This window comes from Mesorhizobium sp. M1403, from assembly GCF_040317695.1.
GTDB lineage: Bacteria > Pseudomonadota > Alphaproteobacteria > Rhizobiales > Rhizobiaceae > Mesorhizobium.
Genome location: NZ_JAMYKY010000001.1, coordinates 815,609 through 840,218, shown reverse-complemented (window position 1 = coordinate 840,218; position 24,610 = coordinate 815,609). Strand labels below are relative to the sequence as shown.

Sequence of the window (24,610 nt, the reverse complement as noted above, 5' to 3'; positions counted from 1 at the left end):
ACATGTCGACGGCAAGGTCTGGGCCAATCTTTGCCGGACCGATGCGTAAGAGTCTAAAGTCTTGGAGCGTTCCTTGCGTGTTCCAGGATGCGTGGCGTCCAAGAAGTTCAAGTGGTGAGTGCGATGAAGACAGCCAAATTCTCGATCGGACAGGTGGTTCGCCACCGGCTGTTTCCGTTCCGTGGCGTCATTTTCGATGTCGACCCGCAATTCGCCAATACCGATGAATGGTACGAGGCGATCCCCGCTGACGTGCGGCCGCGCAAGGACCAGCCCTTTTATCATCTGCTCGCCGAGAATTCGGAAACGGAATACATCGCCTACGTGTCCGAGCAGAATTTGCTCGAGGACCGGTCGGGCGAACCGGTCCGGCATCCACAGATAGGTGAGATGTTCGAGAAGAGGCCGGACGGGCGCTACGAACCGAAGCACCAATCGAGACATTGATGACTTAGCTAGGACTTGGCCGGCTTGAGACATGGCTGGACCCGACAATCAGCCGGTTCAGCAAAAAAAAGCGGGGCATGAACCCCGCTTTTTGTTTGTTCGAAAACCCGTCGATCAGTTGGCGGCAGTCGATCAGTTGGCGGCCTTCGCCTTTTCCTGCTCTTCCTTGAGCTTCTTGGCAAAATCCTGGTTGTTCTTGGCGACGAACTCCTGGAGCTTCTTCTGCCGGTCCTCGATGTCCGACTGCTGCAGCGGCGGGCCGTCGAAGGCGCCGCTGAAGCCGGTCAGCGCAATCTTGATCGGATTCGGCTGGTTCTGGAAATTGATCGAGGTCAGTGTCAGCGCCGATCCCTTCTTGAAGGATGCGACGAGCTGATCGGTCAGCGGCACTTCCGCCACGCAGCGGTCCGGGAAGCAGATCACATAGTCGAGCTTCTGCGCCTTGCCGCCGTCGATCTGGAGGCCGATGCCGGGAGGAACCAGCCGGCCGGTCGGAACCGTCACCTGGAACACCTTGCGGTTCACCTTGCCCTTCAATTCGATCAGGCTGACGCCGGTGATGAGCTGGCCGTTGCCGGCGGTGGTGATGTTCTGGACATTGCAGATGTCGACGTCTTCCTGCTTGGTGCAGGCCTTGAACCAGCCTTGCGGAATCTGCTGTTGCTGCTGCGCGGAAGCAGCGGGAATCCCGGCGCCGAGAATGCCGACCACGCCAGCGGCCATGACCGACAGGCGGTACGCGTTGCTGTTCAGGCTGGTCATGTCGTGCATTCCTCTCAAATGATCCCGGAACCGGCTTTTTCGCGCCGTGTGGTCCAGCTACCTGTTGCCGAAATGAGGCAACAGAATGACTTCGGACGGCGTGTTACACTGCAAGCGATGCCGAATCCAGCCCGAGCCTCGCGAATCTTGGCCGAAGGATTGGCTCAGGGGGTTGGCCGGTGCACGACCGGCTCATGTATGCTGCGCATCGAATCGGGAAGGAGACGGTCATGGGCCGCGTTGTCATTTGGCTGATCGCCACAATGTTGTTTGTCGGCCTTTCCCTGCAACCGACCCTGTCGGAACCGAAGCACGCGCTTGCCATGCAGGGCGAGCCGGCGCTGCCGGCCGACTACAAGCATTTCAACTACGTCAACCCCGACGCGCCGAAGGGCGGCAGCATTACCTTTTGCGTCGTCGGCAGCTTCGACAATCTGAATCCATTCATCCTGAAAAGCCTGCGCACGACGGCGCGCGGCATGATGGATCAAGCCTTTGGCAATCTCGTCTTCGAGCCGTTGATGCAGCGCAACTACGACGAGGCCTTCAGTCTCTACGGCCTGCTAGCCGATACCGCCGACATGGATCCCGAGCGCAAGGGCATCGAATTCCACCTCGATCCCAGGGCCAAATGGTCGGACGGCGAACCGGTGACGCCGGAAGACGTGTTGTTCACCTATGACGTCTTCACCGAGAAGGGCCGGCCACCTTACAGCCAGCGGATGAAAGCGATTGCCAAGCTCGAAAAGACCGGCGACCGCAGCGTGCGCTTCACCTTCAACGACAAGGCCGACCGCGAATTTCCGCTGATCATTGCGCTGACGCCGATCATCCCGAAACACGCTTTCAACAAGGACACATTCGACAGGACCACGCTGAAGCCGGTGGTCGGCAGCGGCCCTTACACGGTGGCGCAAGTCGTGCCTGGCCAGCGCATCGTGTTCAAGCGCAATCCGAACTATTGGGGCAAGGACGTTTCGTCCAAGCGCGGCTTCGACAATTACGACCAGATCACCATCGAATATTTCCTCAACGCCAACGCCAAGCAGGAAGCGTTCAAGAAAGGCATCTGCGCCATCGACGACGACAGCGACCCGGTCAAACGCGAGCGCGATCTCGACTTTCCGGCCTTCCACCGGGGCGAGGTCATCGCCGAAACTTTCGACACCGGCATTCCGCCGGTGGTCAACGGTTTTCTGTTCAACACGCGGCTGCCGAAATTTTCCAATCCGGTCGTGCGGCGTGCGCTCGGCATGCTCTACGATTTCGAATGGGCCAACAAGAATCTATTCGGCGGCAAATACACGCGAACGATGAGCTTTTGGCAGAATTCCGAACTCTCCGCGCTCGGCCACCCGGCCAGCGAAAAGGAAAAGGCCCTGCTGGCCCCCTACCCCGGCCGCGTGCCTGCAGATGTCATGGACGGCACCTACAGGCCGTCTGTCACCGACGGCTCTGGCCAGGACCGCAAGGTGCTGAAGGCCGCATTCGAGCTGCTGAAGAGCGCAGGCTATACGGTGCAGGACGGCGCGATGCTCGATCCCGAGGGAAAGCCGTTCGGTTTCGAGATCCTGACCGCCTCGCAGGACGAAGAGCGACTTGCCGCTATCTATCAGCGCACGCTTGAGAAGCTCGGCATCGATGTCGGTATCCGCAGCCTCGACGGTGATCAGATCCAGTCGCGCAAGCAGCGTTTCGATTTCGAGGTGCTGGTCGGCTCGACCGGTTTCAACAACTCGCTGTCGCCCGGTATCGAGCAAACCGGGCGCTGGGGATCCGCTGCCGCCAAGGCCGAAGGCTCGTTCAACCTCGCCGGCGTCGCCGATCCGGCGGTGGACGCGGCGATCGAGGCGATGTTGAGAGCTCGCTCGAAGGAGGACTATGTCGCCGCCGTCCGCGTCCTCGACCGGCTGTTGATCTCCGGTAACTACATGGTGCCGACGCAGCACAACAACCGGCAATGGCTCGCTTATTGGAACTATCTGGAACATCCGCAAAAGACGCCCATATACGGTTATCAGTTGCCGACCTGGTGGCGCAAACCGAAGTGACCTCTTCAGAACAGGAGATCAAGATGAACGACGAGAACTCGATTACCGTCGATGTGGTCTCCGACGTCGTCTGCCCCTGGTGCTTTATCGGCCAGAAACGGCTCGACAAGGCGATTGCCGCCGTCGATATCGACGTTCACATACGCTGGCGGCCCTTCCAGCTCGACCCGACGATTCCGCCCGAAGGCAAGAACCGCCGCGACTACATGGTGGCGAAATTCGGCAGCGAGCAACGCATCCGCGAAATCCATGCCCGGATCGAGCCGTTGGGCGAGGCTGAAGGGATTTCCTTTGCCTTCGACGCCATCAAGGTCGCGCCCAATACGCTGGATGCGCACCGGCTCATTCGCTGGGCTGGGACTGCCGGCGAGGCCGTTCAGAACCGGCTGGTGCGCCGGCTGTTCCAGCTGAATTTCGAGGAAGGCGCCAATCTCGGCGATCATGCCGTGCTGATCGAAGCCGCCCGCGAGGCCGGCATGGATGCCTCCGTGGTCGAAACGCTGCTGCCGACCGACGCTGATGTCGAGGCGGTGCGCACCGAAATCGCCACCGCTTCGCGCATGGGCATATCGGGCGTGCCGTGCTTTCTGCTTGAGGGCAAATATGCCGTAATGGGAGCCCAGGACGCCGATACGCTTGCCGATGCGATCCGCCAGGTTGCAGCGGCCAAGGCACGCGGCGAGCTGGAAACGGCCAACTGAGCCGGACTATTTCACCGTCACCTTGGCCTTGCTGACGAAAAAGCCATGGCCATGCTTGCCGGTGCAGGTCAATCCCTTGGTGGATGACTGGCAGGAAAACGGCCCCTTGCTCCAGCTATTGCCGTAGGCCAGCTTGGTGACGTCGCCGCAGCAGCCTTGCTCGCCCGGATACTTGATCAGCGTCGCCGGGCCTTTCGGCCCGAGGATGATGGTGACGTAGCTGGGCTCGACACGCGAACAGCTCAGCTCCGGTCCGCCATCCTGCGGCTCGTAGGTGCTGGTGCCGCCCTTCGGCGTATAGATGCAGCCGATATTGCCGGACGGAGTGTTGAACTCGACCTGCCCCTCGGCGTTTGCAGGAACGGTCTGGCTGCCGGCATATGTTTGCGGCAGCCAGGCAAATGTTGCGAGCATCGCGGCAAAAAAAGTCCGTGCAAGCATGAAGTACTCCCCCCGGTTCAAACGTGGATGCGCCCCGGCAGGTTCGATCCGTAGCGCATCATTGTCAAACGCAGTTTTGTTCGCGCTCTAAAAAAGCATGGTCTAATGGATGTTGGTCCGCATCCTAGACTGTGCCGGAGAAGTCATTGCTTGGCTGATTACGGGTTCGTGACAAGGCGGCTTCAACCACGAATCATACGGTCACGTTCTGGCCACCGACGAGGTCGGACCTGACCGTAAAGGCGGGCTGAAGATCGGTTCAGCTTGTGAAAATCGACTGCTGGACGGCGCTTCTATGTTCACAAAGCTGTGTGAAGACCTTCCCTAGGGGAAGGTGTCTACCTGCTCTGGGGCGGGCAAGTAACTGTTTGAAATTGCGTTGATATTCCGCCCCTCGAAACGTGACAGCTTAGCGCCGTGAGCATTCATTCTGTTGCTCCACTGCAACGGCCGGCCAGCCAATCCACCTGCGGTTGGAGAAAAGCTAATGGAAAATGATCAATTGGTGTTACTGTCCGTAACAAAAGAAAAACCGTTTGGGCGGGATTAGTGATTCGGGTCGATAGACCAACGCGACATTCAATATCGGAAAAATGGCTCCGCGGTGCCGCAAGGCAGTCGCCCCTGACGCCCGTATCGTCGATGCGCAGCTTCTGGGGACTGATGCGGGCCTACTGGTTCTCAGACCGCTGGGTGGAGGCCTGGACGCTGACACTGGTGATCGCCCTGCTCACCGCGCTCTCCAGCAAGGCAGGCGTATGGTTTGCCGTGGCATCCGGAGAGCTGGTCAACTCGATCGCCTTTTTCCACGATGCCGCAAACACCACTCCGCTTCAGACACTGCTGACCAATGCCGGGATACTTGTCCTCCTGGTCGTGCTCAAAGATGCGGGTTTTACCGGTATCCGCAGCCTGGTATCCGCAACGTTGCATCGCAAATGGCGAGGCTGGCTCGACAGCCAGTTCAACGAAGCCCTGCTTGATTCCAATCACACGCATTTCCACGCTCAGCATGGTTCGTCAGGCGCCGCCGCTCCCGACAATATCGACCAGCGCATCCAGGAATCGATCAAGGATATGACGGGCGGAGCCATCGGCCTCGCCATGGGGGTCCTGGCCGTTGCTACTTCATTGTATTTCGTCGGCCAGCAACTGCTTGCACACTCGGCGGAGGTCAAAGGGTTGGAGTTCCTCGGCAGCTATGGCAGCGCCGTCCTCGCGTTTCTGGCAGTCGCCACCTACGTGCCGTTGAACACCTGGATCGCGGTCAAGCTGGGCAGGCTGCTGGAACGGCTCAATGTCAGAATGCAGCAGGCCGAAGGCAGCTATCGCGGCGAGCTGATCACGTTCCTACGCCGCAGTTTTCATGTCGCCGCATCGCAAGGCGAGAACGTGCAGAAGACGGTGCACAGCCAGCGCTATGTCGACATCGACCGCACCTGGGCGCGGCTGAACATCGTCAACACAGGCTACAATTCGTTCGAGCTGATCTACAATTTCATCGGCGCCCGCATTGTGGCCTACGGGCCTGGGCTAGTGCCGTTCATCCACAACGGGTTCGATCTCAAGGGTTACATAACTGGCTCTGAAATGGTCAATTCACTGATCAGCCAGTGTTCATGGTTCATCCACGTCATGCCTGCCATCGCCGCGGTGCGGGCCAACAGCCAGCGAGTCACCGAACTCGCAAATGCGATCGAAAACGTCCAGCACCCGCAGGAATTCTACGGGCTGACCGGCCGCTCCGATTTTCGTTACGACCGCCAGAACCCGGTGTTCGGCCTGACCATCCAGAAGCTCGAATTGGCGCATCAGGGCGAGGACGCCACCCCGTTCCTGAGCGCTGCAAACTTGCGCTTCCGGCGTGGCGAGTGGACGTTCCTGAAGGGCGAATCCGGATGCGGCAAAACCTCGCTGATCAAGGCGATCAACGGCCTGTGGCCTTATGGCCGCGGCACCATTGTCTTCCCTGAAGGGGTCAGGAGTTTCTACGCCGCCCAGGAGGTGAAGCTGCAGCAGGTCTCGCTGAAGCAGCTTGTCTGCCTGCCCGGTTCCGAGCATGATTACGCCGACCGGCAGGTCGCATCCGCCCTGCACAAGGCCGGCCTCGGCGACTTCATCGAGCATCTGGCCGATGAGAGCCGTGAAGGAAAGATCTGGGATCAGGTTCTTTCGGGTGGGCAGAAACAGAAGCTGGTCGTCGCCCGCATCGTGCTGCAGCAGCCCGGACTGCTGTTCCTCGATGAAGCCACCGGCGCGCTCGATCCTGAAGGACGGATTGCCTTCCATCAGGCGATCAAGGACAATTGCCCCGACGCAACGGTGATCTCGATCATGCATGAGGCGACGCCGCCGAGATCGGTCGCGGGAACCGAATTCTACCACAGCGTGGTTGCGATCGCCGACGGCGTCGCGACCAAGAAGCCGCTGGTTCCGAGCTTGCCGGTCGAGCTCACCACCATCCTCACGCAGCCGACGCGGCCGGCCGAGGACAAATGGCTGCGCTTTCCCCGCCGGCTGAAGCAGAGATAGCCGCGGCACCACTGCCGGCATCCAGCCAGCCTGCCACGCAGCCCGATCACAGTCTCGCGATCCAGTCGGTTTGCCGCCGTTTTGACCCGCTCTCGCGATTGACTCGGCAAGGCGCGCTCCTATGTTGCGCCGGCTCGCAGAGATCCCAACCCGAACCCGCGAGCAGAAAGGTCACCGCGCCATGCCTGGCGACAGTCACAGTCGAACGCAACCGCCGTCCGCTTGACGTGACCTGACCGGCTCACGTCCTGCCGGACGGCAAGGAGTGAGCCATGAACGAGTTTTCCCCTGTCGCGGGCGGCGATGCTATCGCCATCGCCCGCGTGCTTGCCAACGAACACATCGCCGATATCGTCGAGGCCTTGAATCAGGAGCCCCGCGAGACAGCATCGGATCTGCTCTGCGAAGTGCCGTTCGAGCGGCTGGTCGAGATCTTCGACCAGCCTGAACTCGACGGCGCGTCCGAACTGGTCGAGGCGCTGCCCCGCAGCAGGGCAGGCAGGCTGCTTGCGGCCATGTCGGTCGACCGCGCCGCCGACATACTGCGCGATCTGAACGAACCGGCTCGTTCCGAACTGCTCGGCGGCCTGGCGCCGCCGCTGCGCGCGACGCTGCTTGCCATTCTAGGCTACCCCGAGGGCAGCGCCGCCTCGCTCATGACGACCGAATATGTCAGCGTGCCGCCGGACTGGAGCGTGGCCCGCACGCTGGATTACATCCGCAAGGTGGAGCGGACACGCGAAACCGTCTACGCGATCTACATCGTCGATCCGAAAACGCATGTCCTGTTGCGCTCGACCAGCTTGCGCCGGCTGATTGCCGGTGAGCCGGATGAGCTGATCATGGCGGTTGCGCCGGATCGCGCGCCTATTACCGTGTCGCCGCTGACCGATAGCGAGAAGGTCGCACAGCTGATCTCGAAATACGATCTGCTCGCCGTCCCGGTCGTGGACAACGGCAAACTCCTCGGCATTGTCACCATCGACGACATCATCGACACGATGATCGAGGAAACGACCGAGGACGTGCATCGCTTCGGCGGCATGGAAGCTCTGGATGAGCCCTACATGAAGATGAGCTTTCTGGCGATGATCCAGAAGCGCGCCGGTTGGCTATGCGCGCTGTTCGTCAGTGAGATGCTGACAGCCAACGCGATGCAGAGCTACGAGGGCGAGCTGGAAAAGGCGATCGTGCTGACGCTATTCATTCCATTGATCATGAGCTCCGGCGGCAATTCCGGCTCGCAGGCGACCTCGCTGGTCATCCGGGCGCTGGCGCTGCGCGAAATCGGCCTTGGCGACTGGTGGCGGGTGGCCCTGCGCGAGCTGCCGACTGGTCTGGTGCTTGGCTCGATCCTTGGCGTAGTCGGCGTTTGCCGCATCGCGCTCTGGCAGTATCTCGGCTTCTACGACTACGGCCCCCACTGGCCGCTGATCGCAATGACGATCGGCGCCACGCTGGTTGGCATCGTCACCTTCGGCTCGCTGTCTGGATCGATGCTGCCGTTCGCCCTGAAGCGCATCGGCTTCGATCCGGCCAGCGCATCGGCTCCGTTCGTCGCCACGCTGGTCGACGTCACCGGGTTGGTGATTTATTTTTCTGTGGCGCTGGTGATCCTGCGCGGAACGCTGCTGTAAAAAAACTCACGCACTTCCATCGCGGCAATCCCGTTGCCGCGATGGGTTCTTGTCGCGTCAGACGCGCTCACCATCTCTCACCCGGTAAGTCGGCTTGTACATGGTGACGAGTTCTTCCGCCGCGGTCGGATGCACCGCCATGGTACGATCGAAATCATCCTTGGTCAGCCCGGCCTTCAGCGGTATGCCGAGAAGCTGCGCCATTTCGCCGGCATCCGGCCCGAGGATGTGGGCGCCGAGGACTCTTTTCGAGGCGCCGTCGACGACCAGCTTCATCAGCATCTTTTCATCGCGGCCGGAAAGCGTGTGCCGCATTGGCCGGAAGGTGGCGCGGTAGATTTCGAGATCCGAAAAGCGTTTTGCCGCCTCATCCTCCGACAGGCCGACCGTGCCGATCTCGGGCTGGGAAAAGACCGCGGTCGCGATCGTGTCGTGGTCGGGCGCCGTCGGCTTGTCCTTGAAGGCGGTCTCGACGAAGCACATCGCCTCGTGGATTGCCACCGGCGTCAATTGCACGCGGTGGGTGACGTCACCGATCGCCCAGATGTTGTCGATATTGGTGCGGGAGTATCCGTCGACCTGGATTGCCCCGGTCTTGGTCATCTCGATGCCGACGCCTTCCAGGCCCATGTTCTCGGTATTGGGAATGCGGCCGATGGCGAGCATGACCTGATCGACCGTCAGCACCGTGCCGCCGGTGACAAGCGCGTCGAGCCGGCCGTCAGGCCGCTTCCTGACCCACTCTGACACGGCGTGGCAGAGAATTCTTACCCCCTTCTTTTCCATCGTCTCGTGCAGCATGCGTCGGAGGTCCATGTCGAAACGGCTGAGGATCTCCTTGCCGCGGTAGACCAGCGTCGTGTCGACGCCAAGGCCGTGAAAGATATTGGCGAATTCGACGGCGATATAGCCGCCGCCCTCGATCATGATTGCCTTCGGCAGCTCCTTGAGGTCGAAGGCCTCGTTGGAGAAGATGCAGTGCTCATGGCCGGGCAATGCCGGGTGCGGTGCCGGACGCCCGCCGGTAGCGATCAGGATCTGGTCGGCGGTAACGGTGCGATCCTCACCGAGAAGATGCACCACATGCGGATCGACCAGCACGGCGCGTGAGTGAAAGACTTCGCCGCCGGCACCCTGCACATTGTTCTGGTAGATGGCCTCCAGCCGGCTGATTTCGCGGTCCTTGTTGGCGACCAGCGTCGGCCAGTCGAAATGCGCCTCAGGCACCGTCCAGCCATAGCCGGCGGCGTCGGCGAAATGTTCGGGGAACTGCGAGGCATAGACATAGAGCTTTTTCGGCACACAGCCGCGGATCACGCAGGTGCCGCCATAGCGGTATTCCTCGGCGATGCCGACCCGCTTGCCGAGTGCTGCCGCGACGCGCGCCGCCCTCACCCCGCCGGAGCCGCCGCCGATGACGAAAAGATCGTAGTCGTAACCGGCCATGGCTGAACTCCTTGCCCCTCAAACACCGAGACAGGTAGGCTGCCGACCATCAAAAGAAAAGCCCGGACTTGCCGGGCTTTCTGGTCCAGTGGCGGTCAGGCCGCTCGGAAGTCCGCGATCAATTCGGTGTGGCGTCCGCGGGAGCAGCGCCATCGGCCGGGGCGGCACCGTCGGCAGGTGCGGCACCGTCGGCAGGTGCGGCCGGCGCCTTGGCATTCGCCGCTGCACCCAGGGTCTCGCCTACCTGCTGGGCGAGATCGCGAGCCAGGCCGTTCTGCCAGATGTCGGCAGCCTTCACCAGCTCGCGCGTCACGATCGAGCCGTTGTCGAGCAGCTTCTTGCCGGTATCGGAATTGTAGAAGGCGGCGATTTCAGTGAGTTCCTTTTCCGAGAACACTTTTGCATAGGCAAGCGCTGCTTCCTTTTCCAGGTCGGCGCGGCGCGATGCCAGGGCCATCGCCTTCTCGTTGATCGTCTTGGCGATCAGTTCCTGCATGTCCGGGTTCTTCTGGATCAGCTGCTGCTCGAGCGCCGCGGCAGCTTGCGGCAGGATGTTGTCGAACGTATCCGTCGCATGGATCGCCGCGACCGCGGCGCGCGCCGCCTTCAAATGCGCATCAGTGACATCCTGCGAAAACGCCGGCGACGAAAACGCGAAAACGGCCGAGGCCGCCAGAATGGCAAAAAAGCGGCCAACCCGGTTATGCAACATCATGATCGGTAAAACTCCCTGGTTTTCGGGCGGCATGGACGGTTTGGATGCCGTCGCCACCGGCTATGATGGCCGTTGATGCCAGCCCGATGAAAAGACCATGCTCGACCACGCCCGGAATGGCGTGGAGAGCATTCGAAAGCGCTCTTGTATCCGGAATGCGGCCAAAAGATGCATCGAGGATAAAATGGCCGCCGTCCGTAACAAATGGCTGGCTCCCCGTCATCCTCAGTGTAACAGGGCCGGAAAGGCCAAGGTTTGCAGCCACTGCGCCAACTGCAATTTCGGTGGCGCGCAGGCCAAATCGGTTGACTTCGATGGGCAGCGGAAAACGGCCGATCATCTCGACCATCTTGGAGCTGTCGGCGATGACGATCATGCGGGCGGAGGCCGCCGCGACGATCTTTTCGCGCAGCAGCGCGCCGCCGCCGCCCTTGACCAGTGTCAGCGCCGGATCGATCTCGTCGGCGCCGTCGATGGTGAGGTCGAGCTCGGGCGTTTCCTCGAGGGTCGACAGCGGCACACCAAGCTCGGTGCAAAGGACGGCGGTGCGCTCCGAGGTCGGCACGCCGATGACAGTCAGGCCGGTGGCGACCTTGTCGGCGAGCAGCCGCACGAACTCATCCGCTGTCGTGCCGGTGCCGATGCCGAGCCGCATGCCGTCCGTGACATGGGCAAGCGCTGCCCGCGCAGCCTCAACCTTCAATTGCCTCGCATCCATGCCGGGTCCCGAGATTTGTTTCGGCGCTCGTAGCATTTTTGCCGGGCTGGTCAAAGGACCTTGCCCGCGATGCATAAGCCGGCTTGCCTGAACGGGCCGCAGCGGTTATCGCCTGCCGGCAATCAAATCGTCACAGGACAGGCCATGACCCGACCGATCATCGTGTTCGACCTCGACGGGACGCTGATCGACACGGCGCCGGATCTGCTCGACAGCCTCAACCACAGCCTTGCCGCCAGCCAGCTCACGGCCGTCGACGAAGCCGGCTTCAAGCGCTTCGTCGGCCATGGCGGCCGGGTGATGATAGAGCGCGCCCATGCAGCGCAGCACAGGTCGCTGGCAGTGGAGGAGCACGACCGCCTGCTAAAGCTGTTTCTGGACCATTACACCGTTAACATTCCCGGCAAATCGCGCCCCTACCCGGGCGTACCGGAGGCGATCGCGCGGTTCGAGGCGGCCGGGTACCTGCTGGCCATCTGCACCAACAAATACGAGGCCAATTCGGTGGCACTGATCGAGGCGCTCGGCATGACCAGGCATTTCGCGGCGATCTGCGGCCAGGACAGTTTTCCGTTCCGCAAGCCAGACCCGCGCCATCTCACGCAGACCATCGCGCGTGCCGGCGGCGACCCGCACCGTGCACTGATGGTCGGTGATTCGCAGACCGACATCGACACGGCAAAGGCCGCCGGCATTCCGGTGGTGGCAGTCGATTTCGGCTACACCGACCGTCATGTGCGGGAGTTTGAACCGTCGGCGGTGATCTCGCATTTCGATTCGCTGACGCTCGATATGGTACAAGGGCTGATGGCCGCGGCAGAGGGCTGAAGCCGGCCATAGTCCGGACCGCCAGATGCCGACCGACAAGTGGTTGACTTCGCGGGCCGGCCTCCCTTATATCGCGGCGCGCTTGGCCTTCGGGCAACGAGCGGGCGATTAGCTCAGCGGGAGAGCACACCCTTCACACGGGTGGGGTCGCAGGTTCAATCCCTGCATCGCCCACCATCTGCTTTCCTGAATCAATTCCAAGTCAGAGCGGCTAGTTGTCAAAATCTGACGCTTGGTGCCGAAGCAGTAGGCCCGCTCTGGGTAAACCTGCCTTTCGCTCCGGCTGCTGAAGCGGCTTTATCGCGCCCACTGCAAGCATATCGCCCATTCGGCAAACTCGCGCGTCGAGGCCTTTTTCAGCGGCGCGAAGCAATCCCCGCCGCCTGGGAGCGGCTGGAGCGCCCGTCGCGGTCATCAAGCGGGTCGCTCGCTACGCTCCCGCTACGGACTCGATGTCACCCATTGTGAGGCCGCAGCCCGATCACGGTCCGCGCTAAACCCAACCCGAACCAAAGTGTCCACAGGGACATCACCAGTGATGCCACGACCCAGACGAAGCTGCCCAGGGTGACTCCGAGCCACATGCCCAGGGGCCAACCGAGGAAGGCTCCAATTCCGGCCACGACTGCGATGTACGATGCCCAGACCGGCGTGGCTCGGTGAGTGGTCTGCGCCTCGTTGCCAGCGATCACGGCAACGGCCAACGCCAAAAACATGAAGCCGTTGGCCTTTCCTTCGGAAAATGCCCACCAGGCCTCGAAAGTTGCCGTGTCCCCGGCGGCAGCAGCGGCGGAGACCACGGTGGCCTCGGCCACCGCGGTCGTCATGGTCCAGAGGGCGCCGACAGTCAGCACACCCCAGGCAGACAACGTCCACCACGCCTCGGTGAGGCGCGATCTGGCCGCCAGCACGATCAGACCTGTCAGGACGAACAGTGATAGCGCTACCGTGGAAACCCAATGGATGATCGCCCATCGGACAGGGTCGTCGGTGATGACTCCCATCTGGCGACCCATATCGGGATCGATCGGCCCATGGCCGACCAGCGCGCCTGCCAGCAGGATAGAGGCGATCGCAAGCCAAACTCCTGCTACGCGCGTTCCTTCTTCTGTGTTTGCCATAGAGACCTCGCGCAGTAATGGTCCCATGTCCCATCTAGCGCCAGATTTCAAAGGGTTGCAAGATGGCCAATGATCGGAACGGGTCAACTGACGCCGTAACATTGCCACATCTGTACGACCGGAAAGGGTCGGAACAGATAATCCGCATTGGGCACCAAGCGTCAGATTTTTACCACTAGCAGCTGCAGGTCGCCCCCTCGCCCCCAAAATTCTTTTGGGCGAAATTCAAGGCGCTGCTGTAGCTCGTGTAGCTCTGGAACTGGCAAACGTTGGAGCCGGCCCGCACCTTCATCTGCTCGATATCCCAGAACGAAACTTCGATACGGTCGTCGGCGCAATAGACCGTATAGCGTTCAGGTTCCAGCGCCTCGGCTTTCTGCACAGGCATCGAAACGGACGGGATGGAAAGTATGGAAAGTACAAATATGATGGCATGACGCATTTGCATGTAGACCCCCGAGTGACCGTCGGCACTGTTATGGCCGCGATGTTGAGGCGACGCATCATGATTTTAAGCAGTCGCCTTGTTCTTTCGGCGGCCATAGATCAGGTACGGACGGCGCCTCGTTGTAGCGCAACGCTCCGCGATCCCGGAACAAACCTGTATGGAAACGAGTTTCTGCTGATCGAGATGTGAGGGAAAGCCATGTCCAGACTTGTTTTGGCGGCCGCCGTGCTGCTTGTCGGCGGATCGGCCTTTGCCGCTGACGAAAATCCGGTGCCGGCGCAGAATGCCAAGAAGCTGTCGGAAATCATTGCCAAAGTCGAGCAGCGCGACGACTTCCGCTACATCAAGGAAATCGATTGGGACAGCGGCGCCTACACCGTCATTTATTACACGAACGACAAGGCCAAAGTCGAAATCACCTATGATCCGGTGACAGCCGCGCCGAAATGAAGCTGTCCGCCAACGGTCCAGATTCCAAAAAATAGCGCGCCTCGAAGGTCCCGGGCCTTCGGCACACCCTTGCGCAGATATGACTTTGATGGCTGACTGGGTGCTATCATTGCGCGCGGGGGTGGGCATGGCGACGGTAAAGCACGTATTGAAACGCTTTCTGATGATGCTCGCGGGTTATTTCATAGCGGTACTGGTTGGGCTGATCGCGGTGGCGGCGATCTATGGCGGGCTGAGCTCGCTGCCAAATGCGCCGAATTATTTCGACGTCATGGGTGTCAGCCCCGTTGCGGTGCTGCTGTTGCCGCCGCTCGGCATGTTCATCTATTTTCTGACGATCGTGCTGACTGCCCTGCAGACGCTGATCTTCGCACTGATTGCCGAGTTTTTCTCGCTGCGCAGTTTTTGGCTGCATATGATCTTCGGCGCCGCGGCTGCGGTTGGCGGCTTCGCCCTGATCTGGCCCAGTGTACCAGACGATACGAACCCGGAGCGCTGGGCCGATGTCGGTATTATTGCAGCCGCAGGCGTTGTCGCCGGCCTGGTTTATTGGCTGATCGCCGGGCGCGAGGCCGGCTTCCGGCGTCCGCTCTTTCAGCGCTAGACCCGCATTCCTCAGCTTGCCGGCGAACGCACCGCTTCCGTGCTGTCGAGCGCCTGCTGCAGCCTTGTGTCGCGGCCGTAGACGTCGTTGAAATATTCGACCTTGCCGGACAGGTCCGGCCATGCGGTGAAATAGGCGACATAGACCGGGATCTTGCGTGTCACGTCTTCGGTCGAATGTCCGTGCTTCAGTCTGTCCTCGATATAGTCGACCGAGGTGCCGAGCACAGCAGCCGCCATGCCGCGCGGATCCTGCAAGCGCACGCAGCCATGGCTGAGCGCGCGCATGTCGCGCTGGAAAAACGACTTCTGCGGCGTGTCGTGCATGTAGATGGCGTGCTTGTTGGGGAACAATATCTTCAACTCGCCCAGCGCATTGGCCTCGCTCGGCAGCTGGCGCACGCCGTAGGGTATCTTCGCGCCATAGGCGCCCCAATTGACCGAGGAGGAGGGAATGCGCTTGCCGCGCGCATTGACCACCTCATAGCCGGCGCGGTCGAGATAGCCCGGATCCCGGCGCAGCCGCGGCAGCATCTCATTGACCAGGATCGACTGCGGCACGCCCCAATAAGGGTGGAAGTCGACCTGCTCGATCTGGTCATAGAAGAAAGCAGTCTGGTTGGTGGGCCTGCCGACGACGGCGCGGGTCTTCAGCTTCTCCTCGCCATCGTCGATATAACTCGCGGTGAAAGCCGGCTGGTTGATGAAGACGCGCGGGCTGCCGAGGTCGGAAGGCAGCCAGCGCAACTCTTCGAGCGCAACCCGAACCTTCTGAACCTTATCGGCCTTGGACGTTCCGGCCAACGACGCAACGGTACGTGGGCCGATGACGCCGTCGCCTTTCATGCCGGCCCGTTTCTGCACCGCCTTGATCACCGGCACCAGCTCCGGATCGTAGACCTCGCTGGTGGCGAGCCTCGCCAGGACCTCGCCATAGGCGCCACCCATCTCGTCATCGAGATTGCGCGCGATCTTTGTCAAAAGCTTCGGCAGCTCGGGGCTGCTCTGCCCCGGCTTCAACAGCAGATTGGGATCGACGGTGATTTCGTCTTCGGCGCTGGCCTGGAGCGCTTCCAGTTCGACGCGCAGCGCCTGATACTCGGCGTTCTGTGGATGCCGCGATTCGAGATAGGTGCGCACTTGCTGGGTATGGGCCAGCGTCTTCAGCACCCCTTCCATGTCGAGTGGCTTCGGCGGAAAATCGTAGTAGCCGGTCATGCGGTTGGGATCGACGCGGCCGCTTTGTGCGTCACGTGCGTAGCGCAGGACGCGGGCCGACAGCGCCATCTCGAAGCGGACCAGCTCTTTCAGGCGTTCATCGGCATTCCCCGCCGATGTGCCTGCTGTCGGAATTTCGACGCTGTAGTCGGCGGGCGTCAGGCCGTAGCTCGCGGCCTCGCCCAGCACCCGCACCGCATCCTCGGCACGGCTGTTGGGACTGGTTCCCGTCACCCAGATGAAATCCGGATTGGCCGAGTAATAGGCGATCAGCGCCTTGGCGATGTCCTTCTCGGCGTAGAGGTCATAGCCGTCGAGCCCGGCAATGGCTTCGCGGAATGCAGCCCCGGTGGCCGCCGGCTCGAACGCAGCATCCTGCGGCATTGCCGGTTCAGGCGCTGCCGACAGTGCCGAAAAATCGACGCGCACCAGCGGATCGCTCTTGTAGGTGTAATAGGACGGGCTGCTGATTTGCGCACCACCGCCGCCCCCACCACCGGAAGCGGCCGGCGCCTTGGGCCTCGGCTTGTATTTTGACGGTGGCGGCGGAAAGTTACCTTTCGGCGGTGCGTGTTTGACGCCGCCGCCGAAAAGCATGTCGAAGAACCCTTGTGCTTCAGCCTGCGGCGCGCCGAAGGCCAGCATTGCCGCGGCCACCGCAAACGGCAGCACCGTGGCCTTGTTTCCAAGGAGTTTCATGGATCACCCGCTCCGGTTGAACCCGGATCCCGTTCCGCACCGCTTTCACGGTCTCGCCCACCGCATGGCGGATGTAAGGCGTGACTATACTGATTCATACTGATTTCGTTAAGCTTCGATAAATTTCGGAACGTCTGTTGCAGAACGGTTTCACAACATCGTGACGGGTCAAGCCAATCCGCCTTCGCCCCCGACCAATGGTAGTGCCCGCGAGCCAAGCCTCAAGCGTTGGCGCCGCCGTCGATGGTCAATGCCGCGCCTGTCACGAAGCGCCCTTCGGGGCCGGCAAGCCAGGCGACCATGCCGGCGATCTCGTCGGCCGTGCCGAAGCGAGGCGTCGCCATCTTCTGGCGCTGATGCTCGGCGTGCGGGCCGCCTGCTGGATTCATGTCGGTATCCGTCGACCCCGGATGGACGACATTGGCGGTGATGCCGCGCGGACCGAGATCGCGTGCAAAGGCCTTGGTCAGGCCAACCAAGGCAGCCTTGCTGGCCGAATAGGCGCTCAGGCCGGCATCGGTGGCACGCTCGGCCAGGTTGCTGCCGATCGAGATGATCCGGCCACCCTCGCCCATATGCGCTGCTGCCGCCTTGGCGGCGACGAACGGGGCTCTGAGGTTGACCTCCATTGTCTCATCGAAGTCGGCAAGCGACAGGGCATGGATCGGCGCAGCGCGCCAGATGCCGGCACTGTTGACGAGGATGTCGAGCCGTCCGAAGGCTTTTACCGCCTCATCGACTGCCGCCTCGATCGCGGCAGCATCGCGATTGTCGGCCTTGATGGCGAAGGCCCGACCGCCGGCCGCCTCGATTGCCCCGACCACCGAACGCGCCCGTTCCTCGCCATTCACATAGGTGATCGCCACGCCCGCGCCGTCGGCCGCGAGCCTTCGTGCGATCGCCGCACCGATGCCGCGGCTGCCGCCGGTGACGAGGGCGGCCTTGCCGTGCAAGCTCCTGGATGACATTTGCTTCTCCATTTTGTAGTGATTGATACATAAGTATCTGCCAGCCTTGCTGAACCGCGTCAACTGAATTATGTATCGATCAACACAGAAAGCGCACCATGCCGGAACGAGGCCGCCCCCGCACCTTCGATCGAACCGCCGCCTTGCGGCGGGCAATGGAGGTGTTTTGGGCCAAGGGTTATGCGGGCGCGTCGATAAGCGACCTGACGGCTGCAATGGGCATCAACTCACCCAGCCTCTACGCAGCCTTCGGCAGCAAGGAAGCGCTGTTTCTCGAGGCGACCGAGCTTTACACGCAGGTGGAAGGCACCGAGATCTGGTCTGCGCTGGAAAAGGCGCCGACCGCACGCCAGGCGGTCGAGCGATTCCTGCGCCAGACGGCCAGGGCCTATTCGCAGACCGGCCGTCCGCAAGGCTGCCTTATCGCGCTCGGCGCATTGCACCAGGACTCGAGCCGCGGCGCCATCTGCGATGATCTGCGCCGTCGCCGTGCCGAAAACCGCGAAGCCTTGCTGAGACGCCTCGAGCGTGGCGTGGCCGAGGGGGAGTTGCCGGCCGATTTCGACTGCGGTACGGCCGCGACCTTCTATGCGACCGTACAGCACGGCATGTCGATCCAGGCGCGCGACGGCGCGTCGCGCTCGGCTCTTCTGGAGACGGTGGCCGGGGCAATGGCGGCTTGGATAGCGATGGCCAGCACCGGGGCGGCGTGACGGTCGAACCCGGCAGACAAGAACAGACATTCAGGTCACTGCAGAGACGGCTCCAGCCTGCCGGCAACGAAGCCAACGGCGCGCTCCACCACACCCTTGTCCGCGAGAATGCGGCGGTGGCCGAGCCCGTCGGCCCAGTACAGCCGCACATGGTCGCCGGCACGCGCGTAGAGCCTTGCATGATCGGCGGACACTTCGGGGTCGTCCGGCGCGTGGATCACCAGCGTCGGCAGCGGCGCGCTTGCCAGTTGGCGGTCACCGGTGAATTCGTGCAGCGGCCGGCCGGCGATGCGCTCGACCCGGTCGGCCATGGCGACCTGCGAGCGCGAGCCGACATTCAGCATGCGGCTGAAATCGGCAAAGATCGCAGGAAGCGAGCTCGGCGCAGCGATTAGCACCAGCCGCCCGGCCGTCAACGGCGGGATATTTCTGATTGAACCGGCGACGGCATTGGCGGCGACGGCACCACCAAAGGAATGGCCGGCGATGGCGGCAAATGGGCCGAACCATTCGCCGGCAACCCGTGCTGCATCGACCGCACTGACTAGGGTCAGCCGGCGGCCCTGCGACTGGCCGTGGCCCGGCAAATCGAGCGAGACCACCTTGTAGCCGGCATCGCGATAGGCTTCGATCAATGTGCGCATGTACTCGGTGCGCGAACGCCAACCATGGATGATGAGCACGGTGCCGGCAGCCGCCCTGCCCGGCTCGGGCCGGAATTCATGCACCATGACGCAGCCGGTTCTGGTCTTCAGCCAGTGATGGCGTGCTTCGGTCATGAAATCGGCGGCGCGATCGATTGCGCGGCGCTCACCATGGCTCAAGCTCTTTTCGTGCGGCGTGCGGCAGAACAGCTCGAATGCAGCGCGCCCGGTGAGTCGCGGCGCCACATGCTCGGCCACGCCGAACGTGCCGCGGATGACCTTCAGTCCAAATGATGCCATAGTGGCGATCCATCCATTGGTTCAAGCATGAACATAATAGTTCAAACATGAACATTAAGCAAGACCTGCCCTGGGACAACCCGCGTTTTCGCAACTGGGTTGCGGTGGCGCGCGCCTGCCACGTGGTGGAACGCACCTTGGCGGTGAAGCTGGCGCCGCTCGACCTGAAGCCGGCGCAGCTGGACGTGCTGATGAACCTCTACCGCCATCCCGGCATGTCGCAGCACGACCTCGCTCGCCGCCTGCTGGTCGGCCGCTCCAACATCACCATGCTTTTGCCGCAGTTGGAGACCCGCGGCCTACTGCGCCGCGAGGGCGACGAGAAGGACAAGCGCGTGCTGCGGCTGACGTTGACTGAGGCAGGCGAGGCACTGCTTATGCAGGCGCTGAAGGTCCACATGACGCTGATCGAAAAGGCGATGAGCCAGTCGACGCCGGAACAATGCGACATGATCGGCGAACAGATGCGCAAGGTTGCCGAGGTGTTGAAGACCGCCTGACGGCCCAGTGCCTCACCACCAAATTCCCTCACCACCAAATTTCTTCACCACATGGATTTTTTCGCGCGCTCCGGCCATTCCCTGTCGTAGACCTCGCCGTCGATGTTCTAGCGGCTGGTGATCTCCAGGATCTGTCCGGGGGTCGGCAGCGATCTTGGGTCGACATGCCTTGCCGGATTCCACAGATCCGACCGGTGGATGGCGCGGGCGCACTGGAAATAGACCGCATCGACCTCGACGACCGTCACCGAGCGCGCCGGCTTGCCCTCGACTGCGAACGAGGCGCAGAGCGCGGGATCGGTGGTGATGTGGGCGCGTCCATTGACGCGCAGCGTCGTGCCGGAACCCGGCACCAGGAACAGAAGCGCGACGCGCGGATCGCGAAGGATGTTCCTTAGCGAATCGGCACGGTTGTTACCGCGCCGGTCCGGCATCATCAGCGTTTTCGGATCGTGGATGCGGACGAAGCCGGCGAGATCGCCGCGCGGCGAGCAGTCCAGCCCTTCAGGCCCGCAGGTTGCGAGCGCAGCAAACGGCGAAGCTTCGATGAAAGCAGCGTATTCAGGAATCAGCTGGTCGAGTTCCTTGACCACCGACGCCTCGCCGGGCAGGCCATAGAGCGCTTCGAGCTGTTCGACGCTGGTGATCATGGACATGTTTTCGTCTCCAACCTTTGCCGGCGCTACTCCAGACGCATGACATTTTCACGACACGATGCCCGTTTGTCCGTCATCAGGAAACGGGTGTCGAGGGACCGCGAACAAGCGCAAACCGCTTTCGTGCTGACAGAAACGGAGGTCAAAAATGGAGAAACCGCTCGGCCGGCGACGCACCGCCATGGAACTTATTGAAAACATGTTCAATGTTGAAATGCGTTTCCTGCAATCAGGCTCGGAGAGCCTCGATATGCTTGCCAGCGCATTTCATGTCGAGATTGTCGTGCATGAGCCTCGCTCCCTGCCCTATGCCGGTGACTGGAACGGCCTCGACGGCGTTGGCGCCCTTTTCCGCAAGATGCGGGAAATCTGGAGCGACGTGGCGGTGGAGGACCTCCAGGTCGCCCAAAACGATGACATGGTGTTCATGAGCTGCACGCTTTCGCTGACATCGCGGGCCAATGGTGCAACCATCAAGCAGCCGTTTGCCGAAGTCTTGCGCTTCAAGGATGACCGGCTGATCGAAGGCACGCCGTTTTATCACGACACCAGCGAGATACTGGCGATGCTGCGTTGACCGGAGCGTCCCGCGAAATCAGTCAGCGGTCGCGGCTCAGCCCCTTCTCTTCCAGCTCGGCGAGATAGGCGGCCCAGCGTGCATCCTTCTCATGACCCAGCGTATGCAGGTAATTCCAGGTGAAGATGCCGGTGTCGTGGAAATCGTCGAAGGTGATGCGCACGGCATAGTTGCCGACCGGCTCGATCTTAAGGATCGCTACATTGCGCTTGCCGGGAACGGTGACGCGCTGTTCGGGCGAATGGCCCTGCACCTCGGCCGACGGCGAGGCAACACGCAGCAGCTCGGCTGGCAATTCGAACGGCTGATGGCCCGGAAAGGTGACGGAAAGCAGCTTGCGGTCCTTCGAGACCCTGAGTTCCTTTGGCGCTGTCATGCTGGTGGATCCTGCGGAAGACAGCCTTCCCTACGCCGCTTCGCGTTGAGGGAAAAGGCCGTTTCAGAACTTCCGACATGATCTGTCGGCGTCGGGATGTTACCGCAGATCGCGAGCTTCTATCTTGAATGGCAAGTTGGCTCGCATCACATAGCCATATATAACGAAGCCGTTCACGGCCACGGGAAGCGCATAAGCATGGATATGATCGATCCTTTCGGTCGCACGATCACCTACCTGCGCGTGTCGGTCACCGACCGCTGCGATTTCCGCTGCACCTATTGCATGGCCGAGGACATGACGTTCCTGCCCAAGAAGGACCTGCTGTCGCTGGAAGAGCTCGACCGGCTTTGCACGGTCTTCATCGAAAAGGGCGTGCGCAAGCTCCGCCTCACCGGCGGTGAGCCGCTGGTGCGCAAGAACATCATGCATCTGGTGCGCCAGCTTTCGCGGCATCTCGAGAGCGGTGCGCTGGAAGAGCTGACGCTGACCACCAACGGATCGCAGCTTTCACGCTTTGCCGCCGAGCTCGCCGACTGCGGCGTCAAACGCATCAACGTCTCGCTCGACACCCTCGATGCCGACAAATTCCGCCAGATCACCCGCTGGGGCAATCTGGATAAGGTCATGGACGGCATCGACGCGGCGCAGGCGGCGGGGCTGAAGGTAAAACTCAATGCGGTGGCCTTGAAGGACTTCAATGATGCCGAATTGCCGGAAATGCTGCGCTGGGCGCATGGCCGCGGCATGGATCTGACGGTCATCGAAACAATGCCGATGGGCGAGATCGACGCCGACCGCACCGACCAGTATTTGCCGCTGTCGCTGCTGCGCGCAGCACTCGAGCGCCAGTTCACGCTGAGCGATATTCCCTATAAGACCGGTGGCCCGGCCCGCTATGTCCACGTCGCCGAGACCGGCGGGCGGCTCGGCTTCATCACGCCGATGACGCATAATTTCTGCGAAAGCTGCAACCGGGTCCGGCTGACCTGCACCGGCACGCTTTACATGTGCCTCGGCCAGGAAGATGCAGCCGACCTGCGCGCACCACTGCGTGCGTCCGAAGGCAACGAGCTGGTCGCCGACGCCATCGACGAAGCAATCGGCCGCAAGCCGAAAGGCCACGACTTCATCATTGATCGCCGCACCAACCGCCCATCGGTGTCGCGGCATATGAGCGTCACCGGCGGCTGATTTTTCACCGATTTCGTGCAAGAATAATCGCCTTGGCATCGGCTTCGAGGCAAGGCTCATGCAGCGGCTTTTTGCAATCCCGACGTTTTTCGGAGTGATGGCGGGGACCATGGCAGTTGCCGCGCCACTCACCTATACGAACGAGCGCTTCGGTACCGTCTGCACCTTTCCGGATGAGATCTTCACTCTTCGCCAGCCTGAGCCGGACAATGGCGATGGACAACAATGGCTCACCGCTGATGGCGCCAGCCTGATCTGTTCAGGCATCCTCAATATCGATGATGAAACTCCGACAGCCTTCGTCTCCGCCCAGAGGGGCAGCAAGGAACCTGGCTACAAGATTACCTACAGCAAGACCGGCAAGGACTGGGCGGTGCTGTCGGGCATCAAAGGCGAGAACATCTTCTACGAACGCCGCCTGTTCGGAAAAGACGGTGTCATCCGTACGGTCTGGATCGACTATCCGCCAGCCTTGAAATCGAAATACGACCCGCTTATCGGAGCGATCGCCGGCAGCCTCAGGGGACCGTGAGCATCCGGCGACCTCGGAACATATTCGCAACCCGTTGTTTTTGCTAACGAGTCACGGTTGACGCGTGTAGTCGTATCGTACGGCAAGCCATTTCTTGCCGCTGCCATTGGCCTGGAGGAAACGCTGCTCGGCCACTTCGTGATTGTCGCCGTCCCTGGAAATGACGAAATCGGAGGCAGTGAATCGCCCTTCGACCTCGGGCCCGAAGCCGACGAAACCAAGCGGCTCGAAAAGCAGCGAAATCTTGCCGTCCTCCTCGCCACCAAAACTCCAGGCGGGCATGATCCCTGCCGGGAAACGGGTATCCATCGAGACATACTTCCAGCGGCCCTCCACCCGGTCATAGCTCAAATAGGCTATCCGCTGGAAGTCTGGGATTTTCGACCCGGGCGCCGGTCGCATCACCTCCTGCATGAAGGGGCCGATCATCGTACGCTCGGCCACCAGCCCGGTCATCACAATCGGCTGGGCGCCGGGCGTTGGCCAGATCGTGTTGACGACGGACCATTTCCCGACGCGGCGAGCGAGTTCATCCGCTTCGTGACCCGGCGTGGACATCCGTTCGACTGCCGACGCCGAAGCGCCGTTCTCGGCGAAGGCAGGCGCCATCGCCATGAGGATAACCGCCAGTGCAGAAGAGAACCGGGAAGCCGACGAAACGTGCCGCCTGCTGCCTGTGCCAAGCATGTCCGCATTGCCTCGTGCATTCATCATGGACCACCTCCCCAGACAAGATCAGAAGCCTACAATGACCAATTTGGTGAATCTTGCCGAGCAAATTTGATCTCGTCGAAAAATTTTCCTCGAGCCGCAGTGTGATCGATTTGCCCTCCGAACCCATCCTTTGGAACGGCACATTTCGGGATCACACCCAGAAAAGGTCTTGTCCGCAAACGGTTACCGGATTTACCGCAAGCCCGTTCGGGCCTAGCCTCTGCTCTGGAGCGGTTCTTCGCCCAGTGGGGGAATACGATATGCACAAACTCATTCTTTCTGTTGCATTGCTCAGCTTCGCGGCCCTGCCCGCGGCGGCCCAGTCGATCGGCGGCACCTATGCCGTGGCCGGCACCAACTTCGATGGATCGTCCTATGGTGGCGACGCGACGATCACGCTGACCAGCGAGACTACCTGCACGATCCATTGGGAGACAGGCGGCTCGTCCTCGGACGGCATCTGCATGCGCAACGACGATGCCTTCTCCGCCGGCTATGTCATGGGCAAGGCGGTTGGCCTTGTCGTCTACAAGGTGCAGGAAGACGGCTCGCTGCATGGCCTGTGGACGATTGCCGGCAAGGAAGGCAACGGCACCGAGGTGCTGACGCGCAAATAAGC

26 protein-coding genes, 1 tRNA gene and 1 pseudogene are annotated in these 24,610 nt (G+C 61.5%); 15 read left to right on the top strand and 13 right to left on the bottom strand.

Annotation, left to right across the window (positions count from 1 at the left end):
• The first annotated feature begins 123 nt into the window (after nucleotides 1-123).
• Entirely contained in the window at nucleotides 124-447 is a 324-nt protein-coding gene (gene hspQ, locus NKH01_RS04220) for a heat shock protein HspQ (protein WP_352482577.1), read from the top strand.
• 132 nt (nucleotides 448-579) lie between these two features.
• Here the strand turns inward: hspQ and NKH01_RS04215 are convergent, their stop codons facing one another.
• Nucleotides 580-1,209, bottom strand: coding sequence for an invasion associated locus B family protein (locus NKH01_RS04215; protein ID WP_023717607.1), 630 nt, complete (start codon nucleotides 1,207-1,209; stop codon nucleotides 580-582).
• Between the two features lie 230 nt (nucleotides 1,210-1,439).
• On the opposite strand from NKH01_RS04215, the gene NKH01_RS04210 reads away from it, so the two are divergent.
• Nucleotides 1,440-3,260, top strand: a complete 1,821-nt coding sequence (locus NKH01_RS04210; protein ID WP_353019097.1) for an extracellular solute-binding protein — start codon at nucleotides 1,440-1,442, stop codon at nucleotides 3,258-3,260.
• Nucleotides 3,261-3,283: 23 nt separating this feature from the next.
• Nucleotides 3,284-3,961, top strand: coding sequence for a DsbA family oxidoreductase (locus NKH01_RS04205; RefSeq protein ID WP_023717609.1), 678 nt, complete (start codon nucleotides 3,284-3,286; stop codon nucleotides 3,959-3,961).
• A gap of 6 nt (nucleotides 3,962-3,967) precedes the next feature.
• Here NKH01_RS04205 and NKH01_RS04200 read toward each other — a convergent pair whose 3' ends face one another.
• The gene (locus tag NKH01_RS04200; protein WP_352858509.1) at nucleotides 3,968-4,402 is read right to left on the bottom strand and encodes a hypothetical protein; all 435 of its coding nucleotides are present in this window, start codon (nucleotides 4,400-4,402) and stop codon (nucleotides 3,968-3,970) included.
• Between the two features lie 642 nt (nucleotides 4,403-5,044).
• On the opposite strand from NKH01_RS04200, the gene NKH01_RS04195 reads away from it, so the two are divergent.
• Together NKH01_RS04195 and mgtE are read left to right on the top strand one after the other, a co-directional pair.
• Nucleotides 5,045-6,934 (top strand): ABC transporter ATP-binding protein/permease, encoded by a 1,890-nt coding sequence (locus NKH01_RS04195; protein WP_023717611.1) that lies wholly within the window; start codon nucleotides 5,045-5,047, stop codon nucleotides 6,932-6,934.
• Between the two features lie 272 nt (nucleotides 6,935-7,206).
• Entirely contained in the window at nucleotides 7,207-8,571 is a 1,365-nt protein-coding gene (gene mgtE, locus NKH01_RS04190; RefSeq protein WP_023717612.1) for a magnesium transporter, read from the top strand.
• A 57-nt stretch (nucleotides 8,572-8,628) separates the two neighbouring features.
• Here mgtE and gor read toward each other — a convergent pair whose 3' ends face one another.
• From gor to rpiA, 3 genes are all read right to left on the bottom strand, one after another.
• The gene (gene gor / locus NKH01_RS04185; RefSeq protein WP_023717613.1) at nucleotides 8,629-10,017 is read right to left on the bottom strand and encodes a glutathione-disulfide reductase; all 1,389 of its coding nucleotides are present in this window, start codon (nucleotides 10,015-10,017) and stop codon (nucleotides 8,629-8,631) included.
• Nucleotides 10,018-10,135: 118 nt separating this feature from the next.
• Nucleotides 10,136-10,732, bottom strand: a complete 597-nt coding sequence (locus tag NKH01_RS04180) for a DUF2059 domain-containing protein (RefSeq protein ID WP_023717614.1) — start codon at nucleotides 10,730-10,732, stop codon at nucleotides 10,136-10,138.
• The gene (gene rpiA, locus NKH01_RS04175; RefSeq protein WP_023717615.1) at nucleotides 10,719-11,450 is read right to left on the bottom strand and encodes a ribose-5-phosphate isomerase RpiA; all 732 of its coding nucleotides are present in this window, start codon (nucleotides 11,448-11,450) and stop codon (nucleotides 10,719-10,721) included. The genes NKH01_RS04180 and rpiA overlap by 14 nt, the downstream gene beginning before the upstream one ends.
• A gap of 144 nt (nucleotides 11,451-11,594) precedes the next feature.
• On the opposite strand from rpiA, the gene NKH01_RS04170 reads away from it, so the two are divergent.
• Both NKH01_RS04170 and NKH01_RS04165 read left to right on the top strand, forming a co-directional pair.
• Nucleotides 11,595-12,278: a phosphoglycolate phosphatase gene (locus tag NKH01_RS04170; RefSeq protein WP_352482587.1), complete on the top strand. Its 684-nt coding sequence runs from the start codon at nucleotides 11,595-11,597 to the stop codon at nucleotides 12,276-12,278.
• A 102-nt stretch (nucleotides 12,279-12,380) separates the two neighbouring features.
• Nucleotides 12,381-12,455 (top strand) — tRNA-Val (locus NKH01_RS04165).
• 278 nt (nucleotides 12,456-12,733) lie between these two features.
• On the opposite strand, the gene NKH01_RS04160 is transcribed toward NKH01_RS04165, so the two are convergent.
• Nucleotides 12,734-13,399: a hypothetical protein gene (locus tag NKH01_RS04160; RefSeq protein ID WP_353019093.1), complete on the bottom strand. Its 666-nt coding sequence runs from the start codon at nucleotides 13,397-13,399 to the stop codon at nucleotides 12,734-12,736.
• Nucleotides 13,400-13,574: 175 nt separating this feature from the next.
• On the bottom strand, nucleotides 13,575-13,847 hold the full coding sequence (locus NKH01_RS04155) for a hypothetical protein (RefSeq protein ID WP_051409612.1): 273 nt from the start codon (nucleotides 13,845-13,847) through the stop codon (nucleotides 13,575-13,577).
• 198 nt (nucleotides 13,848-14,045) lie between these two features.
• On the opposite strand from NKH01_RS04155, the gene NKH01_RS04150 reads away from it, so the two are divergent.
• Together NKH01_RS04150 and NKH01_RS04145 are read left to right on the top strand one after the other, a co-directional pair.
• Entirely contained in the window at nucleotides 14,046-14,297 is a 252-nt protein-coding gene (locus tag NKH01_RS04150; RefSeq protein WP_023717619.1) for a PepSY domain-containing protein, read from the top strand.
• Between the two features lie 127 nt (nucleotides 14,298-14,424).
• Nucleotides 14,425-14,901 (top strand): hypothetical protein, encoded by a 477-nt coding sequence (locus NKH01_RS04145; RefSeq protein ID WP_023717620.1) that lies wholly within the window; start codon nucleotides 14,425-14,427, stop codon nucleotides 14,899-14,901.
• Nucleotides 14,902-14,912: 11 nt separating this feature from the next.
• Here the strand turns inward: NKH01_RS04145 and NKH01_RS04140 are convergent, their stop codons facing one another.
• Nucleotides 14,913-16,817 (bottom strand): L,D-transpeptidase family protein, encoded by a 1,905-nt coding sequence (locus tag NKH01_RS04140; RefSeq protein ID WP_353019090.1) that lies wholly within the window; start codon nucleotides 16,815-16,817, stop codon nucleotides 14,913-14,915.
• A 221-nt stretch (nucleotides 16,818-17,038) separates the two neighbouring features.
• Nucleotides 17,039-17,785 (bottom strand): 3-oxoacyl-ACP reductase family protein, encoded by a 747-nt coding sequence (locus NKH01_RS04135; RefSeq protein ID WP_352640836.1) that lies wholly within the window; start codon nucleotides 17,783-17,785, stop codon nucleotides 17,039-17,041.
• A gap of 98 nt (nucleotides 17,786-17,883) precedes the next feature.
• Here NKH01_RS04135 and NKH01_RS04130 point away from each other — a divergent pair, with 98 nt between their 5' ends.
• Nucleotides 17,884-18,498: a TetR/AcrR family transcriptional regulator gene (locus NKH01_RS04130; RefSeq protein ID WP_352640837.1), complete on the top strand. Its 615-nt coding sequence runs from the start codon at nucleotides 17,884-17,886 to the stop codon at nucleotides 18,496-18,498.
• Nucleotides 18,499-18,533: 35 nt separating this feature from the next.
• On the opposite strand, the gene NKH01_RS04125 is transcribed toward NKH01_RS04130, so the two are convergent.
• Nucleotides 18,534-19,442, bottom strand: coding sequence for an alpha/beta hydrolase (locus NKH01_RS04125; protein WP_353019087.1), 909 nt, complete (start codon nucleotides 19,440-19,442; stop codon nucleotides 18,534-18,536).
• 47 nt (nucleotides 19,443-19,489) lie between these two features.
• Here NKH01_RS04125 and NKH01_RS04120 point away from each other — a divergent pair, with 47 nt between their 5' ends.
• Nucleotides 19,490-19,942, top strand: a complete 453-nt coding sequence (locus tag NKH01_RS04120; protein WP_352466212.1) for a MarR family winged helix-turn-helix transcriptional regulator — start codon at nucleotides 19,490-19,492, stop codon at nucleotides 19,940-19,942.
• Nucleotides 19,943-19,986: 44 nt separating this feature from the next.
• Here NKH01_RS04120 and NKH01_RS04115 read toward each other — a convergent pair.
• Nucleotides 19,987-20,598 (bottom strand): annotated as a pseudogene (locus NKH01_RS04115) (pyridoxamine 5'-phosphate oxidase family protein).
• 148 nt (nucleotides 20,599-20,746) lie between these two features.
• On the opposite strand from NKH01_RS04115, the gene NKH01_RS04110 reads away from it, so the two are divergent.
• On the top strand, nucleotides 20,747-21,175 hold the full coding sequence (locus NKH01_RS04110; RefSeq protein WP_352494640.1) for a nuclear transport factor 2 family protein: 429 nt from the start codon (nucleotides 20,747-20,749) through the stop codon (nucleotides 21,173-21,175).
• A 22-nt stretch (nucleotides 21,176-21,197) separates the two neighbouring features.
• On the opposite strand, the gene NKH01_RS04105 is transcribed toward NKH01_RS04110, so the two are convergent.
• Nucleotides 21,198-21,551 carry a gamma-butyrobetaine hydroxylase family protein gene (locus NKH01_RS04105; protein ID WP_023717628.1) on the bottom strand — a complete coding sequence of 118 codons (354 nt, stop codon included), beginning with the start codon at nucleotides 21,549-21,551 and terminating at the stop codon, nucleotides 21,198-21,200.
• 198 nt (nucleotides 21,552-21,749) lie between these two features.
• On the opposite strand from NKH01_RS04105, the gene moaA reads away from it, so the two are divergent.
• Complete coding sequence (gene moaA / locus NKH01_RS04100) at nucleotides 21,750-22,745, top strand: GTP 3',8-cyclase MoaA (protein ID WP_352482597.1); 996 nt, start codon at nucleotides 21,750-21,752, stop codon at nucleotides 22,743-22,745.
• A gap of 58 nt (nucleotides 22,746-22,803) precedes the next feature.
• Entirely contained in the window at nucleotides 22,804-23,277 is a 474-nt protein-coding gene (locus NKH01_RS04095; protein ID WP_023717630.1) for a hypothetical protein, read from the top strand.
• Nucleotides 23,278-23,328: 51 nt separating this feature from the next.
• Here the strand turns inward: NKH01_RS04095 and NKH01_RS04090 are convergent, their stop codons facing one another.
• Nucleotides 23,329-23,991, bottom strand: a complete 663-nt coding sequence (locus NKH01_RS04090; RefSeq protein WP_353019083.1) for a DUF1579 family protein — start codon at nucleotides 23,989-23,991, stop codon at nucleotides 23,329-23,331.
• Between the two features lie 260 nt (nucleotides 23,992-24,251).
• On the opposite strand from NKH01_RS04090, the gene NKH01_RS04085 reads away from it, so the two are divergent.
• Complete coding sequence (locus NKH01_RS04085) at nucleotides 24,252-24,608, top strand: hypothetical protein (protein ID WP_023717633.1); 357 nt, start codon at nucleotides 24,252-24,254, stop codon at nucleotides 24,606-24,608.
• Nucleotides 24,609-24,610: the final 2 nt, after the last annotated feature.

Excerpts from the sequence above, each read along its gene's own strand:
- NKH01_RS04135 (WP_352640836.1), bottom strand. The coding sequence starts at position 17,785 with ATGTCATCCAGGAGCTTGCACGGCAAGGCCGCCCTCGTCACCGGCGGC.
- NKH01_RS04205 (WP_023717609.1), top strand. The coding sequence starts at position 3,284 with ATGAACGACGAGAACTCGATTACCGTCGATGTGGTCTCCGACGTCGTC.
- NKH01_RS04110 (WP_352494640.1), top strand. The coding sequence starts at position 20,747 with ATGGAGAAACCGCTCGGCCGGCGACGCACCGCCATGGAACTTATTGAA.
- NKH01_RS04160 (WP_353019093.1), bottom strand. The coding sequence starts at position 13,399 with ATGGCAAACACAGAAGAAGGAACGCGCGTAGCAGGAGTTTGGCTTGCG.
- NKH01_RS04145 (WP_023717620.1), top strand. The coding sequence starts at position 14,425 with ATGGCGACGGTAAAGCACGTATTGAAACGCTTTCTGATGATGCTCGCG.
- NKH01_RS04180 (WP_023717614.1), bottom strand. The coding sequence starts at position 10,732 with ATGATGTTGCATAACCGGGTTGGCCGCTTTTTTGCCATTCTGGCGGCC.
- NKH01_RS04095 (WP_023717630.1), top strand. The coding sequence starts at position 22,804 with ATGCAGCGGCTTTTTGCAATCCCGACGTTTTTCGGAGTGATGGCGGGG.
- NKH01_RS04210 (WP_353019097.1), top strand. The coding sequence starts at position 1,440 with ATGGGCCGCGTTGTCATTTGGCTGATCGCCACAATGTTGTTTGTCGGC.
- NKH01_RS04105 (WP_023717628.1), bottom strand. The coding sequence starts at position 21,551 with ATGACAGCGCCAAAGGAACTCAGGGTCTCGAAGGACCGCAAGCTGCTT.
- NKH01_RS04130 (WP_352640837.1), top strand. The coding sequence starts at position 17,884 with ATGCCGGAACGAGGCCGCCCCCGCACCTTCGATCGAACCGCCGCCTTG.
- NKH01_RS04140 (WP_353019090.1), bottom strand. The coding sequence starts at position 16,817 with ATGAAACTCCTTGGAAACAAGGCCACGGTGCTGCCGTTTGCGGTGGCC.
- NKH01_RS04200 (WP_352858509.1), bottom strand. The coding sequence starts at position 4,402 with ATGCTTGCACGGACTTTTTTTGCCGCGATGCTCGCAACATTTGCCTGG.
- NKH01_RS04170 (WP_352482587.1), top strand. The coding sequence starts at position 11,595 with ATGACCCGACCGATCATCGTGTTCGACCTCGACGGGACGCTGATCGAC.
- NKH01_RS04125 (WP_353019087.1), bottom strand. The coding sequence starts at position 19,442 with ATGGCATCATTTGGACTGAAGGTCATCCGCGGCACGTTCGGCGTGGCC.
- NKH01_RS04090 (WP_353019083.1), bottom strand. The coding sequence starts at position 23,991 with ATGATGAATGCACGAGGCAATGCGGACATGCTTGGCACAGGCAGCAGG.
- NKH01_RS04195 (WP_023717611.1), top strand. The coding sequence starts at position 5,045 with ATGCGCAGCTTCTGGGGACTGATGCGGGCCTACTGGTTCTCAGACCGC.
- NKH01_RS04085 (WP_023717633.1), top strand. The coding sequence starts at position 24,252 with ATGCACAAACTCATTCTTTCTGTTGCATTGCTCAGCTTCGCGGCCCTG.
- NKH01_RS04155 (WP_051409612.1), bottom strand. The coding sequence starts at position 13,847 with ATGCAAATGCGTCATGCCATCATATTTGTACTTTCCATACTTTCCATC.
- gor (WP_023717613.1), bottom strand. The coding sequence starts at position 10,017 with ATGGCCGGTTACGACTACGATCTTTTCGTCATCGGCGGCGGCTCCGGC.
- moaA (WP_352482597.1), top strand. The coding sequence starts at position 21,750 with ATGGATATGATCGATCCTTTCGGTCGCACGATCACCTACCTGCGCGTG.
- mgtE (WP_023717612.1), top strand. The coding sequence starts at position 7,207 with ATGAACGAGTTTTCCCCTGTCGCGGGCGGCGATGCTATCGCCATCGCC.
- hspQ (WP_352482577.1), top strand. The coding sequence starts at position 124 with ATGAAGACAGCCAAATTCTCGATCGGACAGGTGGTTCGCCACCGGCTG.
- NKH01_RS04120 (WP_352466212.1), top strand. The coding sequence starts at position 19,490 with ATGAACATTAAGCAAGACCTGCCCTGGGACAACCCGCGTTTTCGCAAC.
- NKH01_RS04215 (WP_023717607.1), bottom strand. The coding sequence starts at position 1,209 with ATGACCAGCCTGAACAGCAACGCGTACCGCCTGTCGGTCATGGCCGCT.
- NKH01_RS04150 (WP_023717619.1), top strand. The coding sequence starts at position 14,046 with ATGTCCAGACTTGTTTTGGCGGCCGCCGTGCTGCTTGTCGGCGGATCG.
- rpiA (WP_023717615.1), bottom strand. The coding sequence starts at position 11,450 with ATGGATGCGAGGCAATTGAAGGTTGAGGCTGCGCGGGCAGCGCTTGCC.